The sequence below is a fragment of the Stenotrophomonas sp. YJH_SMC_21 genome (genome assembly GCF_059369555.1).
Genome location: NZ_JCAFSU010000007.1, coordinates 40,318 through 57,553, shown reverse-complemented (window position 1 = coordinate 57,553; position 17,236 = coordinate 40,318). Strand labels below are relative to the sequence as shown.

Below are 17,236 nucleotides of genomic sequence, written 5' to 3'. Positions count from 1 at the left end.
CTCAGCGCACCTTCAACGTGGCCAGGCCGATCAGCACGAGCACGACGGAGATGATCCAGAAGCGCACGATCACGCGCGGCTCGGGCCAGCCCTTCAGTTCGAAATGGTGGTGGATCGGCGCCATGCGGAACACGCGCTTGCCGGTCAGCTTGAACGAGGCCACCTGGATCATCACCGACAGTGTTTCGATGACGAACACGCCGCCCATGATCACCAGCACCAGTTCCTGGCGGGTGATCACCGCGATCGTGCCCAGCACCGCGCCCAGCGCCAGCGCGCCGATGTCGCCCATGAAGACCATGGCCGGATAGGTGTTGAACCACAGGAAGCCGAGGCCCGCACCGGCGATGGCCGCGCAGATGATGACCAGCTCGCCGGCGCCTGGAATCTGCGGAATCTGCAGGTAGTTGGCGAACACCACGTTGCCCGAGGCATACGCGAACACGCCCAGCGCGCAGGCCACCAGCACGGTGGGCATGATGGCCAGGCCGTCCAGGCCGTCGGTCAGGTTCACCGCGTTGGAGAAGCCGACGATCCAGAAGTAGGCGATGGCCACGAAGCCGATGCCGGCCAGCGGCAACGCCACCGACTTGAACATCGGGATGTAGAAGGTCAGCGCCGCCGGCACGTCGGCCGTGTAGAACAGAAACAGGCCAGCAGCCAGTCCGAAGATCGACTGCAGCAGGTATTTCCAGCGCGACTTCAGGCCGTTCGGGTCGCGGCGGACGATCTTGATCCAGTCGTCATACCAGCCGATGGCGCCGAAGCACAGCATCACCGCCAGCACCAGCCACACGTAGCGGTTGCGCAGGTCGGCCCACATCAGCACCGACAGGGTGATGGTGAGCAGGATCAGCGAACCGCCCATGGTCGGCGTGCCGGCCTTGGAGAAATGGGTCTGCGGACCGTCCTTGCGGATCGGCTGGCCGCCCTTGAACTGGGCAAGCTTGCGGATCATCGCCGGGCCAAGCCACAGCGACAGGAACAGGGCCGTCAACGCGGCAAGGATGGCGCGGAACGTCTGGTAGTTGAACAGCCCGAACAGGCTCTCCAACTGCTGCAACCATCGAGCCAGTTCATACAACATGCGGGGATTCCTCTCCTTGCGCCAGCAGCGCTTTGACAATCGTATCCATGGCGCTGCCACGGGAACCCTTGACCAGGCAGCGCACGCCGGCGTGCAGCTCGTCCTTCAGCGCCTGCGACAGCGCGTCATGGGTGGCGAAATGACGGCCGCCTTCGCCGAAGGCGGTGGCGGCAGCGGCGCTGAGCGGGCCCAGCGCATACAGGCGCTTGAGACCAGCGGCGCGTGCGCGGATGCCGGCCTGCGCATGCAGCGCTTCGGCGTCCGGACCCAGCTCGCGCATGTCGCCCAGCACCAGCCAGCCCTCTTCCGGCGCGGCGGCCAGGGCGTCGATGGCCGCAGCCAGCGAACCGGGGTTGGCGTTGTAGCTGTCGTCCACCAGCACCGCGCCGTTGCGCAGCTGATGGGCGATCTGGCGGCCCGGCACCGGCTGCGCTTCGGCCAGGCCGGCCGCAATCAGTGCCAGATCGACACCAGCCGCCAGCGCCAGGCTGGCAGCGGCCAGCGCGTTGCTGACGTTGTGGCGACCCGGCAGGCCCAGCACCACGCGGGCTTCGCCGCTCGGTGCGACCAGGGTGAACTGGCTGCCCTGCGCGCCGGCGCGGATGTCGCGCGCGGTGATGTCCGCGGTGTGCTCCAGGCCATAGCGCAGTACGCGGCAGCGTGCCGGGGTGCCGACGAAGTGCTGTTCGAACCAGCGGCCGTAGGCATCGTCCACATTGATCACCGCCACGCCATCGGCCGGCAGCGCGGCATAGATCGCGCCCTTGGTCACCGCCACGCCGAGCAGGCTGCCCATGCGTTCCAGGTGCGCCGGGGCAATGTTGTTGACCAGCGCATAGCGCGGGCGGGCGATGTCGGTCAGATAGGCGATATCGCCCGGCTTGCCGGCGCCCATCTCGTAGACGGCGTAGTCGGCATCTTCCGGCGCATCGATCACCGCCAGCGGCAGGCCGATCTCGTTGTTGCGGTTGCCCGGGTTGGCGTAGACCACCTTGTGGGCGTGCTGTGCCACCTGCTGCAGGATCGACAGCAGCAGGCTCTTCACGCTGGTCTTGCCGTTGCTGCCGGTGATCGCGAACACCTCGGTGCCGCGGTCGCGCTGCATGCCGGTGGCGATCTTCGCCAGTGCCAGTTCGCTGTCGGCCACCAGCACCTGTGGCAGTTCGATCGGCAGCAGGCGCTCGACCAGCAGTGCGCTGGCACCGCGCGCCTGCGCGTCGGCGGCAAAGTCATGGCCGTCGAAACGCTCGCCGCGCAGCGCCACATACAGGCTGCCCGGGCCGAGGCTGCGGGTGTCATTGCTGACCGCATCGATGGCCACGTCGTCGCCGTGGATCTCACCGCCGGCCCAGTGTGCGATCAGCGAAAGCAGGGTGCGCTTCATGCGGTGCCCTCCCCGGCCTGCGCCTCTAGTACACCGGCCTTGGCCGCCAGTGCAGCGGCGGCCACTTCGGTGTCGTCGAAGTCATGGCGCACGCCATTCACTTCCTGGTACGGCTCGTGGCCCTTGCCAGCGATCAGGATGATGTCACCGGCACCGGCACGCTTCACCGCCAGGCCGATCGCACGGGCGCGGCTACGCTGCACGGTCACGACGGAGGCATCGGTGAAGCCGGCCAGGATGTCGGCCACGATCACGTCGCCATCCTCGCCACGCGGGTTGTCGTCGGTGACGATGACCTGGTTGGCCAGACGCTCGGCAATGGCCGCCATCTGCGGGCGTTTGCCGGTATCACGCTCGCCGCCGCAGCCGAACACGCAGAACAGCGTGCCCTGCAGGTGGCCATGCAGGCTGTCCAGCGCCTGTTCCAGCGCGTCCGGGGTGTGTGCGTAGTCGACCACCACGGTCGGCAGGCCGTCTTCGCCGCCCAGGCGGTTCATGCGGCCACGGATCGGCTGCAGCGCCGACAGTACTTCGGCGATGCGCGGCAGCGGCTGGCCCTGCGCGTGCAGGGTGCCGGCCACCGCCAGCAGGTTGTCCACGTTGAAGCGGCCCAGCAGCGGCGACAGCACCGCCGCGCGCTGGCCGTCGATGACCAGTTCGAAGGCAATGCCACGGCCATCCAGCTGCAGCGCCTCGGCGCGCACGCTGGCGTCAGTGGCACCGCGCGAGCTCAGGCCGATCGGCTGCACGCCCGCCGGCAGGCCGGCGAACAGCTGGCGGCCGAACGCGTCGTCCAGATTGATCACCGCGGCCTTCAGGCCCGGACGGTGGAACAGCCGCGCCTTGGCCGCGCCGTAGCTGGCCATGTCGCCGTGGTAGTCCAGATGGTCGCGGGTGAGGTTGGTGAACACCGCCACGTCGTAGTGCACGGCATCCACGCGACCCTGGTCCAGCGCATGCGAGCTGACTTCCATCGCCACCGCGCGCGCACCGGCGTCGCGCAGCTGCGCCAGCAGCGCATGCATCTGCAGCACCAGCGGCGTGGTGAAGCCGGTCGGCTCGACCGCACCATAAAGTCCGGCGCCCAGCGTGCCGATACTGCCACTGGGCGTACCGAGCAGGTGCCAGGCCTGGGCCAGCAGCTGCACGGTGGACGTCTTGCCGTTGGTGCCGGTGACACCGACCATCGCCATCGCCCGCGACGGCGCGCCATGGAACTGGTCGGCCATCGCACCCATGCGTGCGCGCAGGCCCGGCACGGCGATCGCATCGGCCGGTGCCGGCAGTTCGGCAGGCGCCGGCGGTTCAAACAGGATGACGCTGGCACCGGCGGCGCGGGCCTGCTCGACAAAGCCCAGGCCATGCGCGCCGAAACCGGCGATGGCGACGAAGGCATTGCCGGGACGCACGGCGCGGCTGTCCAGCACCAGGCCGGTCAGAACGGGGTCGTGCCCTGCAAGGGCAACGTCCGGAAGCAACTGCGAAAGCAACATCGAAGGACTCATTGCGTGCCTCCCGTAGTGGGCGGCGTCTGGGCGTGCGCGCTCGGCAGCGCAGCATCGAATTCAGCGGCGGCATCCACCGGCAGCGCGGTCTCGGCCGGCGGCGCAGGCAGGATCGAGGCCGAGTGGCCGACCTTGCCGGACTGCTGTGCGGCCAGCCACGACTGCAGGTCGTCCAATGGCACGTCCATCAGGCGCAGGGTGCCTTCCATCACGTTGTGATAGACCGGCGCCGACACCAGGCCGCCGTAGAACTTGCCGGCCTGCGGATCGTTGATGACGATGACGGTGGCGAAGCGCGGGTTGGTGGCGGGCACCACGCCGGCGAACAGCGCGTTGTAATGACCCCGCTCGTAACCACCCGGACCGGCCTTGCGCGCGGTACCGGTCTTGCCGGCCACGCGGTAGCCCAGCACCGCCGCCTGCTTGGCGCCGCCCTGGGTGACCACGGTTTCCATCATCGCCACCACCTGCCTGGCGACGTTTTCGTCGATGATCTGCTGGCCTTCATTGCGCTGGCCCTTGACGAAGGTCGGCGCGATCAGACGACCGCCGTTGGCCAGTGCCGAATAGGCGGTAGCGATCTGCAGCGGCGTCACGTTCAGGCCGTAGCCGTAGGACATCGTGGTCTTGGTGGTACCCGACCAGCGCGCCGGGCGCAGCACCACGCCGCCGGATTCACCGGGGAAACCGCTGTGCGGTACCGAGCCATAACCAAAGCGGCGCACGCCGTCGTAGAACACCTGGTCCGGCATCTTCGCCGCGACCTTGGCCGCACCCACGTTCGAACTGCGGGTGATCACGCCGGTCACGTTCAGCACGCCGTTGTTGCGCGGCACGTCACGGATGGTGAAGCGACCCAGGGTCATGTAGCCCGGATTGGTGTCGATGATGGTGTCCTTGGTCACCGCACCGGCCTGCAGCGCGGTAGCGATGGTCAACGGCTTCATCGTCGAACCCGGCTCGACCAGGTCGGTCACCGCACGGTTGCGGCGCGCATCGGGCAGCGCGCCGGTCAGCGAATTCGGGTTGTAGGTCGGCAGGTTGACCATGGCCAGGATCTCGCCGGTGGTCACGTCCATGATCACCATTGAACCGCCCGCTGCCTTGTTGGCCACCAGCGCGTTGCGCAGTTCCTTGAAGGCCAGGTACTGGATGCGGCGGTCGATGCTGAGGGTCAGGTCCTTGCCCGGTTCAGCGGCACGCAGCAGATCGCTCTCGACGGTCTCGCCCTTGCGGTTGCGGATCACCCGCTTCGCACCGGCCTTGCCGCGCAACCATTCGTCGAACGCCAGCTCCAGGCCTTCCTGGCCGCGGTCGTCGATGTTGGTGAAGCCCAGCACGTGCGCCATCGCTTCACCCTGCGGGTAGAAGCGGCGGAACTCGCGCTGCGCGGCCACGCCCGGAATCTTCAGCGCGACCACCTTCTCTGCCTCGTCCGGATTGATCCGGCGGCGCAGGTACATGAATTCCTTGTCCGACTTCTGCGACAGGCGGCTGCTCAGCTCATCCACCGACATGCCGACCGCCTGGGCCAGCTCCGGGATGCGCTCGGGCGAACGCAGCAGGTCCTGCGGATTGACCCAGATCGAGGCGACCGGCGTGGATACCGCCAGCGGCTCGCCGTTGCGGTCGGTGATCATGCCGCGCGAGGTCTTGATCGGCAGCTCGCGCAGGTAACGGGCCTCGCCCTGGCGCTGGTAGAAGTCGCTGTTGATGATCTGCACGTAGGCCGCGCGGCCGACCAGCGACACCGAGCACAGGCCGAGCGCCAGCGCGACCCAGCGCAGGCGCTGGCGCAGGTTGAAGGCATTGCGCGGGCGGTTGCGGCCGGCCTTGCTCATGGGCGCACCACCACGATGTCGGCGGCCTCGGGGAACTTCATGCCGAGCTTCTCGCGGGCAATGCGGTCCACGCGGTTGGCCTCGGCCAGGGTCGCCTGCTCCAGCTGCAGGCGGCCGAATTCGAGGTTGATGTCATCGCGCTTGCGTTCGGCGCGCGACAGCTCGATGAACGTCTGCCGGTGACGGTGACGCACGAACACGACGCCGATCGCCGAGGCCACGGTCGAGGCCAACAGGATGATCAGCAGCAGCCGGCTCATGCGTCGGCCTCCCGCTTCTGCGCCACGCGCAGCACGGCGCTGCGCGCACGCGGGTTGGCGGCCAGTTCCTCGTCGGTCGCCTTGATGGCACCGCCGATCAGGTCCAGCGTCGGCACGAACGCCACCGCCTCAGGCAGGCGGCGGTTGGCCGGCGGCGCCTTGGCCAGGCGGTTCATGTACTGCTTGACGATGCGGTCCTCCAGCGAATGGAAGCTGATCACCGCCAGCCGGCCACCGGGCTTGAGCCGTTCCACGGCCGCATCGAGCCCGGCTTCCAGATCGGCCAGCTCGCGGTTGATGTGGATGCGGATGGCCTGGAAGCTGCGCGTGGCCGGGTGGATCTTGTCTTTCCCACGCGGCATCACCGAGGCGATCAGCTCGGCCAGTTCGGCGGTGCGGGAGAAGGGCTGCTTCTCACGGCGGGCCACGATGGCACGGGCGATGCGGCGGCTCTGGCGTTCTTCGCCATAGGTCCACAGCACGTCGGCAATTTCGCGCTCTTCCACGCGGTTGATCCACTGCGCGGCGCTTTCACCGCTGTCCGGGTCCATGCGCATGTCCAGCGGGCCGTCCTTGCCGAAGCTGAAGCCACGTTCGGCCACGTCCAGCTGCGGCGACGACACGCCCAGGTCGAACAGCACGCCGTCCAGGCCTTCGGCCGTCGCATCCCACTGCAGCAGCTGGGCGAAGCTGCCACGGAAGATGGACACGCGCGGGTCCGGCGCGAAATCGCGCTCGGCAACGGCGATGGCTTCCGGATCCTTGTCCATGACCAGCAGGCGCCCCTCGGGACCGAGCTGGGTGAGCACGCCACGTGCATGACCGCCACGACCGAACGTGCCATCCAGATAACGTCCGTTTTCGATCACCCTCAGGCCTTCAAGGACCTGGGTGTACAGGACCGGCAGGTGCACCGCCGGCGACTGCGACACCGGAAGGTGACCGGTCTGCGCTTCTGGGCGCATCCGGGCACCCCGGCTCACAACTTCAGGTCGAGCAACCCATCACCCAGATCCTCGTCAGACAACGTCTGCTGGATCAGGGCCCGATGCGCCTGCTCGCTCCACAATTCGAACTTGTCGCCCATACCGAGCAATACCGCCTTCTTCTCAATGCCCACCGCACCGCGGTGGCTGGCGGGGATGCTGATGCGACCGTTGCCGTCCAGTTCCAGATGGGCGGCCGAGCCGACCAGCTTCTGCTGCAACAGGCGCACGACGCGCTGGGTGTTGGGCTTGGACATGACGTCGTCGCGGACCCGCTCCCATTCCGACTCTGCATACAGCCACAGGCAGCCGGCTTCGAACGGGTTGTAGGTCAGCACGAGACGGTTGTTGCTGGCGCGCGCGACGAGGTCGCGGTAAGCGGTGGGAACCGCCATGCGCCCTTTATCGTCAACTGTGATGGCCGTCTCGCCCTGGAACACGACGCGTGCACCTATCCTTCGCCCGGTGAAACATTGAACCACGAAAACCCACAAAACACCCGGATTTCCCTCTGATGCCCACCTTAGCAGCGGCCGAAGGGTTGTCAACAACTTTTCAGCGGGGAAATCGCCAGCCGCATCAATGGCTTGCAACAACCTTTAGAGAATTGTTCAAGGCTTATCCACAAGTTGCTGATCCGTCTCAATTTTTGAGATTGAACGGAAGTTCAGGGCTGTGGACAAGGCGTGAAACATCGCCCGCGCATTCATCCGGAACCGGCCGGAAACGCCGCCGGACTGCGCAAACGATGCACAATGAGGCCATGTGCCTGCTCGCTCTTGGCTGGATGCACCACCCGCGCTGGCGGCTGGTAATGACCGGCAACCGTGATGAGTTCCACGCCCGCCCGACCGCGGCGCTGGCCCCCTGGCAGGATGAGACCTCCGTCATCGGAGGGCGCGACCTGCGCTCCGGCGGTGGCTGGGCCGCCGTCGGCGCCGGCGGCCGCATGGCCGTGGTCACCAATGTCCGTGATCCGCTGGCCGCACAGACCGGCCCGTCCCGGGGAGCACTGGTGGCCGACTTCCTGCGCGGCCGCGACCCCGCCGCCGTGCATATCGACCGGCTGGCCACCGTGGCGGGCGCGTATGCGCCCTTCAACCTGCTGCTGGCCGATGGCGACAGCCTGGAGTACCTGGGCAACCACCCCGCCGAGCGCCAGAGCCTGGGCCCGGGTGTGCATGGCATGTCCAACGGCGCGCTGGACGCGCCCTGGCCGAAGACCCGACGGCTGATGGACGCGCTGTCGGCGTGGCTGCAGGCCGGCGATGAGGACCTGGCCCCGCTCTGGAAGGCCCTGGCCGACGAACACCGCCCCGCCGACAGCGACCTGCCCGACACCGGCATCGGCCTGGAACGCGAGCGCTGGCTGAGCCCGGCCTTCATCCGCGGCGACGATTACGGCACCCGCGCCAGCACCGTGCTGCTGATCGACGCCGGTGGCCACGGCGAGATCCACGAGCGCCGCTTCGGCCCGCAGGGTGCAGCCAACGGACAGAGCCACGTCATTTTCTGACCCGGTAGTGCCGGCCGCCGGCCGGCATCTCTTTCCAGCAGGGTAGTGCCGGCCGCTGGCCGGCAACCTCCGGATTTTCGGGCAGGCCACGCAGCTGCCGGCCAGCGGCCGGCACTACCCGCTCCAGGACTGCCAACGGCGTCATTCAGCTTCCCGGCGCAGCGCCTTCTCGCCCGCGCCACAGGGCCTGCGCCGCTGCGGTCGTCCCACTGTGCCCTTTTTGCGTCTCGCACTGTGTCTATAAATGCCGCCCGCAACCTCCCAAGGTGGTCATGCCCGGCGCCATGCCGCGCGATCCACATCCACATGGAGGCCCCATGCGCCGTACCCTCATCCTGCTCGCCACCCACCTGCTCACCCTCGGCCTGGGCTTCGGCCTGGGCATCTACCTGCTGCCGATCCTGATCGCTCCCGACGACCCGCCGGTCGCGAAGGTGCAGGCGGCAATGGGCGACGCCCGCTACCACACCACCTTCCGTCGCGACCTCAAGGGCAGCGACGCGGTGCACTGGGCCGAAGGCAAGGTCAGCGTCAGCGCCCGCCAGGTCGCGTTCGACGGCAAGATGGGCCCGGGGCCGGACTACAAGGTCTACCTGGTCCGCGACTTTGTCGACAACAAGACCGATTTCCTGAAGATCAAGGCGCAGGCCCAGCGCATCGGCGAGGTGAAGACCTTCAACCGCTTCCTGGTGGAGGTGCCTGCGAACGTGGACGTGGACGAATACACCACCGTGGTGGTGTGGTGTGAACGGTTCGAGCAGTTCATCTCCGCCGGGCAGTACCGTACGCCGGGTTGAGGACCGCGCGACGTCGAGGTAGTGCCGGCCGCTGGCCGGTATTCTGTCCGCCGCTGCTGGCAGCGTGAAGCTGCCGGCCAGCGGCCGGCACTACCGATGCGCGGTTCACGCATATGGAAGCACGCATGTAGAAGAAAGAGGCGGAGCCGGCCGATAAGCCGGGTTCTGTCGTGGACAGTCATTCCTCTAGGCGTTACGTCACCGCAACGCTCAAGCAACCTACCCGGATCCAACGCGGGCCGCGCCAAAGGATCCCTATTTGGTCTTGCTCCAGGTGGGGTTTGCCGTGCCGGTCTGTTGCCAGACTCGCGGTGCGCTCTTACCGCACCATTTCACCCTTACCGGCCTTCCGAAGAAGACGTAGGCGGTATCTTTCTGTTGCACTTTCCGTCGGCTTGCGCCGCCCAGGCGTTACCTGGCACCTTGCCCTATGGAGCCCGGACTTTCCTCGGCACCCCCGAAGGGATGACGCGACTGTCTGGCCGGCTCCGCCAGCGCACATTCTAGCCTACGCACGCCCTTCCTGCCGTGCTGATCGCGGCATCCGGTTCATCCATCCACGCATGGCGTGGATCTACCGACTCCGCTGCTCTGGTGGGTGCGGATTCCGCTTTGGTGGGTGCGGACCTTGGTCCGCACGATCCATCAACTGCCGTACAACGCCTTGCGCGGTGCACCGGTCAACTCTGCCGCCAGCTTCGCTGCGGTCGACGGCGGCAGATGCTCGCTCAGCTTGGCGTAGACGCGGCGACCATGCGCCAGCTGCGCTTCTTCATCGTCGCCAGCGCCCTGCACCATCACCACGAACTCGCCCTTGCGCTGGTTCTCGTCGGCTTCCACCTTGGCCAGCAGGCCGGCCAGATCGCCATCGAGCACGGTCTCGAACAGCTTGGTCAGCTCACGCGCCAGTACCGCAGGGCGTTCGCCGCCGAAGATCGCCGCCATGTCCGCCAGCGACTCGGCGATGCGATGCGAGGATTCGTAGAACACCATCGTGCGTACTTCACCGGCCAGCGCCTGCAGGCGGTCGCGGCGGCCGCTGGCCTTGGCCGGCAGGAAACCCTCGAAGCTGAAGCGGTCACTGGGCAGGCCGGCCACGCTCAGCGCGGCGATGGCGGCACAGGCACCGGGAATCGGGCTGACCTTGATGCCCGCCGCACGCGCGGCACGCACCAGGCGGAAGCCGGGATCGCTGACCAGCGGGGTACCGGCATCGCTCACCAGCGCCAGCGATTCGCCCGCCTGCAGGCGCGAGACCAGGCGCTGCGACAGCGCTTCCTCATTGTGCTCGTGCAGGGCCACCAGCGGTTGCTGGATGCCGAAATGGGACAGCAGCTGGCCGCTGCGGCGGGTGTCTTCGGCACAGATGGCCGCCACCGAGCGCAGCACCTCCTGCGCGCGCGGGCTCAGATCGGCCAGGTTGCCGATCGGGGTGGCGACGACGTACAGGGTTGGCACACTCATTTCAGCGGTACTCACGGGGCAAGGGTAGAATCGTAGCGTGTACCCGGCCAAGGCCGCTGCCCTCATCGCATGGACCCGATCATGAACAAGCCCGCCGCACGGATCTCCGCCCTGTCGTTGTCGCTGATGCTGCTGGCCGGCTGTGCCACCACCAGCTTGACCAGCGCGCCCGAATCGCCGGCCCAGAGCCAGGCGCTGGCGCTGATCGACCAGGGCAAGCCGCGCGACGCCGCACTGCAGTTGGAAGGCCTGGCTGCCACCCTGCGCGGCGGAGCCCGCACCAATGCCCTGGCCGATGCGGCCTGGGCCTGGCACCTGGCCGGCGACAGCGCCCGCGCGCGCAGCCTGCTGGGCCAGCTCACCGCCCGCCAGCTGACCGGCGCCAGCCTGCAGCGCTACCAGTTGACCAGTGCCGAGCTGGCGCTGGCCGACAAGCAGCCGGGGCAGGCCCTGGCCCTGCTGAAGGACCACGGCGACAACGTGCTGCCGGCACTGCGGACGCGCTGGTATCTGGCCCGCGCCACTGCGCTGCAGGGCACCGGCGATGCCTTCGGCGCTGCCACCGAACGCGCCCGCGCCCATGCCAGCCTGACCGGCAGTGCACGCAGCGAGAACCAGGCCGCCATCGCCGGCCTGCTCGGTACCCTCGACGACGCCACCCTGCGCAGCCGTGCCGCCGCCCTGCCGGCCAACGACCCGCTGTACAACTTCGCCGGCCGCGCACTGATCGCACGCGGCCTGCCGCTGCCGCGACCGTTCGACCGCGATGGCGCCGCCCAGTTCGACACCAGCAAGCGCCCGCCGGCGATGAGCGACGGTTACCGCCCGCCGGCCAAGCTGGCTGTGCTGCTGCCGCTCAGCGGCCGCCTGGCCACCGCCGCGCAGCCGGTGCGCGATGGCCTGCTGGCCGCGTACTACGGCGAGACCCGCCGCCGCCCGGACATCAACTTCATCGACACCGCCGGCACCCCGGCCGGTGCCCTCGCCGCCTATGACAAGGCCGTGGCCTCCGGTGCAGACTTCGTGGTCGGCCCGCTGGGCCGCGACGAAGTGGACGCGGTGTACGGCCGTAAGCAGCTGCAGGTGCCGGTGCTGGCGCTGAACCGTGGCAAGGATGCGCCGCCGGCCGGCAGCGCCGGTTTCTCGCTGGCACCGGAAGATGACGGCATCGTCGCCGCTGAATACCTGCGTGGTCGCGAGCGCGGCAAGGCGCTGGTGATCAACAGCGCCGACGATACCGGCCGCCGTGCCGCCGCCGCCTTCGCCCAGCGCTTCGCCCAGCGTGGCGGCCAGGTGGTGGCCACCATCGGCGTCAGCGATGCGGTCGGCGATGTCGGTGCGCAGGTGCGCAATGCCGGCCAGGTCGATGCCGTATTTCTCGCCGTGCGTGCGCCGCAGGCGCGCCTGCTGGCGCCGCAGCTGGCGCTGGCCGGTGCCGGCGGCGCCACCCGCGTCGGCACCTCGCAGCTGACCATCGGCAGCGGCAAGGTGGAAGAAGACGTGGCGCTGGACGGCATCGTCTACCCGAATGAAGCCTGGAACGTGCGCAGCGTGTCGGGCCTGCCGTCGGCCAGCCAGGTCGCCAGCACCCTGCCCAGCGCACGCGGTGCAGCCGGCCGCCTGTTCGCTTTCGGCGCCGATGCCTGGAAGATCACCGCCTATCTGGACAAGCTGTCCAACGAGGGCGGCCTGGACGGTGCCACCGGCACCCTGTTCCTGGACAGCAACGGCAACATCCTGCGCCAGCCGGCATGGTCCACCTTCAATGGCGGCCGGCCGATGCCGATCGTCGGTGGTCGCTGAGCGCAGCCAACGTGGCTCGGCGGTGGAGGCCGCCGCCGAGCAGCATCTGCAGCAGGCCGGACTGCAGCCGCGTGCGCGCAACGTGCGCTATCGCGGCGGTGAACTGGACCTGGTGATGGACGATGCCGGCACCGTGGTGTTCGTGGAAGTGCGCTATCGCGCGCGATCGGATTTCGGTGGCGGTGCCGCTTCGGTGGATGTGCGCAAGTGCCGACGCCTGGCGCACGCCGCGCAGCTGTACCTGCAGGACAACCCGACGCTGGCCAATGCGCCCTGCCGTTTTGATGTGGTCGACGCCACCGGCGAGCCGCCGCAGCTGCGGTGGCTGCGTGATGCGTTCCGGCTGGATGATTGCTGATGGGTACCGTCCGCTCTGGTAGAGGCCGACCTTGGTCGGCGCTTCTGTGCCAACCAAGGTTGGCACCTGCCAGATCGCAGCCAGGCCAGCACGACCACGGTGTGTGACTGATGCCTTCGATCATCACCCATGCTGCTGTGCCGCTGGCGCTGTGGTGCGCCGCTGATCGCGGCCGCATCCCGCCGCGCCTGCTGGCGGCCGGCGTGATTGCAGCGATGCTGCCCGATGCCGATGTACTGGCCTTCGCGCTGCACATCCCCTACGCCGATGCGTTCGGCCATCGCGGCGCCAGCCATTCGCTGCTGTTTGCCGGCGTGCTGGCGGCATTGGCCGCGGTGCTGGCGTTCTTGGGTAGCCGCCGATCTTGGTCGGCACCACACAGCCCCGGTAGTCGCCGACCTTGGTCGGCGGGTGTGTGCCAACCAAGCTTGGCATCTACCGTGCAGGCGGCAGTGTTCGTCTTCATCTGCGCTGCCAGCCATCCGCTGCTGGATGCGATGACCTCCGGCGGCCTCGGCGTGGCCCTCGCCTGGCCCTGGAGCGAACAACGCTTCTTCGCGCCGTGGCGACCGATCCGCGTTTCACCGTTCGCCCCACAGTTCTTCAGCGCGCGCGGCCTGGCCACCCTGCTGTCGGAACTGCGCTGGGTGTGGCTGCCACTGGCTGGCGCCGTTGTTGCCTGGAAACTGATCCAACCCGCTCCTGCTGCCCCACGAGATCCGTCATGAGTCCTGCCCTGCCTGCTGCCCTGGTTGCCGAACTGTCCGCCCTGCTGGGCGCGGAGGGCTGGCGCATGGATGACAGCGCGCTGGAGGCCAACGCGCAGGACAACTCGTGGCGTCATCAACGCCCCGCCGCCGTCGCGCAGCCTGCCAGCATCGAACAGGTGCAGGCACTGGTACGCGCATGCCGGGCCCATCACGTAGCGCTGGTCGCACGTGGCGCCGGCACTGGCACCACCGGCGCGGCCGTGCCGCTGCCCGGCAGCATCGTGCTGTCGTTCACCCGCATGGACCGCATCGTCGAGATCCGCGCCGGCGATCGCTGCGCGGTGGTGCAACCGGGCGTACTCAATGGCGCCCTGCAGCAGGCACTGGCCCCGCATGGCCTGTTCTGGGCGCCGGATCCTTCCAGCGCCGAGATCTGCAGCGTCGGTGGCAACCTGGCCTGCAATGCGGGCGGCCCGCGCGCGGTGAAGTACGGCACCAGCCGCGACAACGTGCTGGGCCTGGTGGCAGTGACCGGCACCGGCGATGTGATCCGCTGCGGCGGCGCCTACACCAAGGACGCCACTGGCTACGATCTGACCCATCTGCTGGTGGGCAGCGAAGGCACGCTGGCATTGATCGTGGAAGCCACGCTGAAACTGACCCCGCTGCCGGTCAGCCAGGCCGGGCTGCGCGTGCTGTACCGCGATGCCGATGCCGCCGCAGCCGCGGTATCGCGATTGATGTCGCAGCCGGTAGTACCCACCCGCCTGGAGTTCATGGACGCACGTAGCCTCGAGCTGCTGCGGCTGAACGGTGCCGACGTGCCGGAGGCCGGTGCAATGCTGCTGGTCGAGGCCGATGGTGACCACGACACCCTGCCCTATCTGCTGCAGGCACTGGCCAGCGCAGCTGAAGGCGACGGCATGATCGAACTGGACGTGGCGATGGAAGGACGCGCGCGCGACCAGCTGTGGGCCGCACGCAAGGCGTTGTCGCCTGCGCTGCGCAGCGTTGCGCCGGGCAAGATCAATGAAGACGTGGTGGTCCCGGTGTCGCGCATTCCGGAGTTGGTGGCGGGCGTGCAGGCCTTGGCGCGCGACTACACGCTGACCATCGTCACCTTCGGCCATGCCGGCAACGGTAACCTGCACGTCAACATCCTGTATCACCCGGACGATGCCGACGAAAACGCGCGCGCACATGCAGCGTTGCCAAAGATCTTCGCGCTGACGCTGGCGCTGGGCGGCACGTTGTCCGGCGAACACGGCATTGGCCTGGCCAAGCGCGATTTCATGGCGCAGGCCTTTACCCCGGAAACGCTGGCGACAATGCGCGCGATCAAGGCCGCGCTGGACCCGGATGGCATCCTCAACCCGGGCAAGGTGCTGCCGCCGGTGTGAACGCCGCCGGGCATGCCCGGCGCTACCGGGGCGCGCTGCCTACGCTGTCGATGAGGGTCTGGCGGAAGCTGGGCAACAGCACGCGATTACCGTGCCCGCTCAGATGGTCATTGTCGAAGAACAGGGGTTCACCGTCTTCCACCGCCGAACAGGTGTCTGGCCCGCACAGCAACGGCAGCGGATCCCACACGGTCAGTGACGGGTAACTTGCGGCCAGGTCCGCCAGCAGTGCCATCTGCGGCACGCGCAGCATTTCCAGATCCGCACGCGGCATGCTCAGGCCACCGGCACAGGCAGGATTGCGGCGGTTGAACCAATCCGAACAACGGTAGGCCCCGGCCTTGAACAACGGCAGCGGTGCATCCACAACCACGTGCACGGCCAGCTCCTGCAAACGCCCAAGAACACGATCAGCCTCGTCACGCGCGGCCTGTGCATGGGCCGGGGTGCGCTCGTCCAACAGCTGTTGATAGATCTGTTGTGCATCCTGGCGCTGCCAATCGAACCCACGCAGCTCCGGCATGCGCAATGCTGCCAGCAGCACGATGTCACCCGGACGCGCCTCACGCTCGATATTCGACAATGCGTTTTCAATGAAGTCCCGACAGTCGGCCGGGCTGGCCCGCAGTAGATTGACGAAGCTGCAACCACCGCGGTCATCCTGGCGCATCTCCATGCCGGTCTGGCGCGCGACCATGCTGGTCATGGTGCGGTAGGCCGCCGCATGCGAATCCCCCACCACGAACAGGCGCCGCCCTTCGAGCGCCGGCGCGCTCACCGGCTCCAGCGACCGCCATGCGGGATAGCGACGCGCCTGCCATGCGTAGCCATCGCGGGTAACGCTGAGCGAGATCTGCTCGTGGTATTCCACCGTAGCCCACGCGCCTGCGCCGCATAGCGCGACCACTGGCAGCCCCATCGCCAGCACCTTGGCCGGTGCCAGCCGCAGCAGCGGCGCCGCACTGCGCAGCGGGCGCTCGATGAAGTGGTAGGACGCGGCCGACACCGCCAGCAGCAGTACCGGATACAGCCACAGCGCAGCACCGTGCAGGCCGCAGGTCCAGCGCAGCAGCACCAGCAGCGGCCAATGCCACAGGTACAGCGAATAGGACAGCCTGCCCAGATACGCCAGCGGCGCGCACCCCAATGCGCGGCCGATGCGCGATGTACCCGGCGCCGACACACTCGCCAGCAGCATCAACGTGCCAGCCACGGTAGCCAGCACGCCCGGAACCGGCATCGCCAGCTGCGGTGCAATCACCACGCCTGCACCCAGCAGCGCCAGACCGGCCACGGCAACCGCATCCCCGTTCTGGCCCGGCGTGCGCGTGCGCATCCACTGGTACAGCAGCGCGCCCGCGGCCAACTCCCAGAACCGTGCGGGCAGCAGATAGAACGCCGCCGCCGGTGCCGTCTGCGCCTGCCAGCCTGCCCACGCCAGCGACAGCAGGGTGAGCACCGGCAACAGCCAACGCGACCACGGCCAGCGCTCACGCCCGCGCAGCCACACGAAGAACAGCAGCGGGAAGACCAGATAGAACTGCTCCTCCACGCCCAGCGTCCACGTGTGCAGGAACGGATTGAGTTCCGCACCGGGCGAGAAATAGTCGTCCTGCTGGCCGGCCAGCACGATGTTGCTGAGGCCGACCAGCGCGGCCCAGCCGGTCTGGTCGAACTGCTCATTGCGCCACGCGCGGGGAATGAACAGTGCCGACAGCACGAAGGTGGCCATCAACATCGCCAGCAGCGCCGGCAACAGGCGCAGCACGCGGCGCCGGTAGAAGTCGAGCAGCATCGCGCCCAGCGACGCATTGGCGCGCGAGGCCAGCGACTGGCTGATCACGAAGCCGGACACCACGAAGAACAGATCCACGCCGGTGAAACCGCCGGGCAACCACGCCGCATTGGTGTGGAAGACCACGACGGCCAGCACCGCCAATGCACGCAGGCCATCGATGGCGGCGTTGTGGGAACGTTCGGGAGGGGACATGCGCGTGGTCAGTAGCGAGCGATCCGGCAGCATCGCCACCGGCTGCACAGTCACTCAATGGACAATCACGACAGATGGGGCCTTCGTTCAGATACAGTCAAGACTTCGATCCTGCCATCTGCTTCTCCGCGCGGT

General features: G+C 68.0%; 15 protein-coding genes and 1 other RNA gene. 6 read left to right on the top strand and 10 right to left on the bottom strand.

Annotated elements, in window-relative coordinates; translation table 11 throughout:
- Nucleotide 1: 1 nt before the first annotated feature.
- From mraY to mraZ, 7 genes are read right to left on the bottom strand one after another with little or no spacing between them, the layout of a single operon-like run.
- Nucleotides 2-1,087 carry a phospho-N-acetylmuramoyl-pentapeptide-transferase gene (gene mraY / locus AC5P67_RS11485; RefSeq protein WP_004154219.1) on the bottom strand — a complete coding sequence of 362 codons (1,086 nt, stop codon included), beginning with the start codon at nucleotides 1,085-1,087 and terminating at the stop codon, nucleotides 2-4.
- The gene (locus AC5P67_RS11480; protein WP_241889355.1) at nucleotides 1,077-2,471 is read right to left on the bottom strand and encodes a UDP-N-acetylmuramoyl-tripeptide--D-alanyl-D-alanine ligase; all 1,395 of its coding nucleotides are present in this window, start codon (nucleotides 2,469-2,471) and stop codon (nucleotides 1,077-1,079) included. Before AC5P67_RS11480 ends, mraY begins: the two co-directional genes overlap by 11 nt.
- Nucleotides 2,468-3,976: a UDP-N-acetylmuramoyl-L-alanyl-D-glutamate--2,6-diaminopimelate ligase gene (locus tag AC5P67_RS11475; protein ID WP_043035362.1), complete on the bottom strand. Its 1,509-nt coding sequence runs from the start codon at nucleotides 3,974-3,976 to the stop codon at nucleotides 2,468-2,470. Before AC5P67_RS11475 ends, AC5P67_RS11480 begins: the two co-directional genes overlap by 4 nt.
- Nucleotides 3,973-5,817, bottom strand: a complete 1,845-nt coding sequence (locus AC5P67_RS11470) for a peptidoglycan D,D-transpeptidase FtsI family protein (RefSeq protein WP_005412243.1) — start codon at nucleotides 5,815-5,817, stop codon at nucleotides 3,973-3,975. The genes AC5P67_RS11475 and AC5P67_RS11470 overlap by 4 nt, the downstream gene beginning before the upstream one ends.
- The gene (gene ftsL, locus AC5P67_RS11465; RefSeq protein WP_005412242.1) at nucleotides 5,814-6,077 is read right to left on the bottom strand and encodes a cell division protein FtsL; all 264 of its coding nucleotides are present in this window, start codon (nucleotides 6,075-6,077) and stop codon (nucleotides 5,814-5,816) included. Before ftsL ends, AC5P67_RS11470 begins: the two co-directional genes overlap by 4 nt.
- Nucleotides 6,074-7,042, bottom strand: coding sequence for a 16S rRNA (cytosine(1402)-N(4))-methyltransferase RsmH (rsmH, locus tag AC5P67_RS11460; protein ID WP_012479154.1), 969 nt, complete (start codon nucleotides 7,040-7,042; stop codon nucleotides 6,074-6,076). Before rsmH ends, ftsL begins: the two co-directional genes overlap by 4 nt.
- Nucleotides 7,043-7,056: 14 nt before the next feature.
- A complete protein-coding gene (gene mraZ / locus AC5P67_RS11455) occupies nucleotides 7,057-7,503 on the bottom strand; it encodes a division/cell wall cluster transcriptional repressor MraZ (protein WP_004143635.1) in 447 nt (148 codons plus the stop codon).
- Between the two features lie 323 nt (nucleotides 7,504-7,826).
- Between mraZ and AC5P67_RS11450 the strand changes: the two genes are divergently transcribed.
- Both AC5P67_RS11450 and AC5P67_RS11445 read left to right on the top strand, forming a co-directional pair.
- Nucleotides 7,827-8,579 (top strand): NRDE family protein, encoded by a 753-nt coding sequence (locus tag AC5P67_RS11450; RefSeq protein WP_043035383.1) that lies wholly within the window; start codon nucleotides 7,827-7,829, stop codon nucleotides 8,577-8,579.
- Between the two features lie 317 nt (nucleotides 8,580-8,896).
- A complete protein-coding gene (locus tag AC5P67_RS11445) occupies nucleotides 8,897-9,376 on the top strand; it encodes a DM13 domain-containing protein (RefSeq protein ID WP_043035361.1) in 480 nt (159 codons plus the stop codon).
- A gap of 138 nt (nucleotides 9,377-9,514) precedes the next feature.
- Here the strand turns inward: AC5P67_RS11445 and rnpB are convergent.
- Both rnpB and rsmI read right to left on the bottom strand, forming a co-directional pair.
- An RNA gene (rnpB, locus tag AC5P67_RS11440) (RNase P RNA component class A) lies at nucleotides 9,515-9,866 on the bottom strand.
- 155 nt (nucleotides 9,867-10,021) lie between these two features.
- Nucleotides 10,022-10,840, bottom strand: coding sequence for a 16S rRNA (cytidine(1402)-2'-O)-methyltransferase (gene rsmI, locus AC5P67_RS11435; RefSeq protein WP_005408070.1), 819 nt, complete (start codon nucleotides 10,838-10,840; stop codon nucleotides 10,022-10,024).
- 81 nt (nucleotides 10,841-10,921) lie between these two features.
- On the opposite strand from rsmI, the gene AC5P67_RS11430 reads away from it, so the two are divergent.
- From AC5P67_RS11430 to AC5P67_RS11415, 4 genes are all read left to right on the top strand, one after another.
- Complete coding sequence (locus AC5P67_RS11430) at nucleotides 10,922-12,643, top strand: penicillin-binding protein activator (protein ID WP_099490436.1); 1,722 nt, start codon at nucleotides 10,922-10,924, stop codon at nucleotides 12,641-12,643.
- Complete coding sequence (locus tag AC5P67_RS11425) at nucleotides 12,633-13,001, top strand: YraN family protein (protein ID WP_181453355.1); 369 nt, start codon at nucleotides 12,633-12,635, stop codon at nucleotides 12,999-13,001. Before AC5P67_RS11430 ends, AC5P67_RS11425 begins: the two co-directional genes overlap by 11 nt.
- Nucleotides 13,002-13,111: 110 nt before the next feature.
- Nucleotides 13,112-13,729, top strand: a complete 618-nt coding sequence (locus AC5P67_RS11420; protein WP_154329236.1) for a metal-dependent hydrolase — start codon at nucleotides 13,112-13,114, stop codon at nucleotides 13,727-13,729.
- On the top strand, nucleotides 13,726-15,111 hold the full coding sequence (locus AC5P67_RS11415) for an FAD-binding oxidoreductase (protein ID WP_005408066.1): 1,386 nt from the start codon (nucleotides 13,726-13,728) through the stop codon (nucleotides 15,109-15,111). Before AC5P67_RS11420 ends, AC5P67_RS11415 begins: the two co-directional genes overlap by 4 nt.
- A 22-nt stretch (nucleotides 15,112-15,133) precedes the next feature.
- On the opposite strand, the gene AC5P67_RS11410 is transcribed toward AC5P67_RS11415, so the two are convergent.
- A complete protein-coding gene (locus AC5P67_RS11410; protein WP_154329677.1) occupies nucleotides 15,134-17,134 on the bottom strand; it encodes an acyltransferase family protein in 2,001 nt (666 codons plus the stop codon).
- Nucleotides 17,135-17,236: the final 102 nt, after the last annotated feature.

Excerpts from the sequence above, each read along its gene's own strand:
- mraY (WP_004154219.1), bottom strand. The coding sequence starts at position 1,087 with ATGTTGTATGAACTGGCTCGATGGTTGCAGCAGTTGGAGAGCCTGTTC.
- AC5P67_RS11480 (WP_241889355.1), bottom strand. The coding sequence starts at position 2,471 with ATGAAGCGCACCCTGCTTTCGCTGATCGCACACTGGGCCGGCGGTGAG.
- AC5P67_RS11475 (WP_043035362.1), bottom strand. The coding sequence starts at position 3,976 with ATGAGTCCTTCGATGTTGCTTTCGCAGTTGCTTCCGGACGTTGCCCTT.
- AC5P67_RS11470 (WP_005412243.1), bottom strand. The coding sequence starts at position 5,817 with ATGAGCAAGGCCGGCCGCAACCGCCCGCGCAATGCCTTCAACCTGCGC.
- ftsL (WP_005412242.1), bottom strand. The coding sequence starts at position 6,077 with ATGAGCCGGCTGCTGCTGATCATCCTGTTGGCCTCGACCGTGGCCTCG.
- rsmH (WP_012479154.1), bottom strand. The coding sequence starts at position 7,042 with ATGCGCCCAGAAGCGCAGACCGGTCACCTTCCGGTGTCGCAGTCGCCG.
- AC5P67_RS11450 (WP_043035383.1), top strand. The coding sequence starts at position 7,827 with ATGTGCCTGCTCGCTCTTGGCTGGATGCACCACCCGCGCTGGCGGCTG.
- AC5P67_RS11445 (WP_043035361.1), top strand. The coding sequence starts at position 8,897 with ATGCGCCGTACCCTCATCCTGCTCGCCACCCACCTGCTCACCCTCGGC.
- rsmI (WP_005408070.1), bottom strand. The coding sequence starts at position 10,840 with ATGAGTGTGCCAACCCTGTACGTCGTCGCCACCCCGATCGGCAACCTG.
- AC5P67_RS11430 (WP_099490436.1), top strand. The coding sequence starts at position 10,922 with ATGAACAAGCCCGCCGCACGGATCTCCGCCCTGTCGTTGTCGCTGATG.
- AC5P67_RS11420 (WP_154329236.1), top strand. The coding sequence starts at position 13,112 with ATGCCTTCGATCATCACCCATGCTGCTGTGCCGCTGGCGCTGTGGTGC.
- AC5P67_RS11415 (WP_005408066.1), top strand. The coding sequence starts at position 13,726 with ATGAGTCCTGCCCTGCCTGCTGCCCTGGTTGCCGAACTGTCCGCCCTG.
- AC5P67_RS11410 (WP_154329677.1), bottom strand. The coding sequence starts at position 17,134 with ATGCTGCCGGATCGCTCGCTACTGACCACGCGCATGTCCCCTCCCGAA.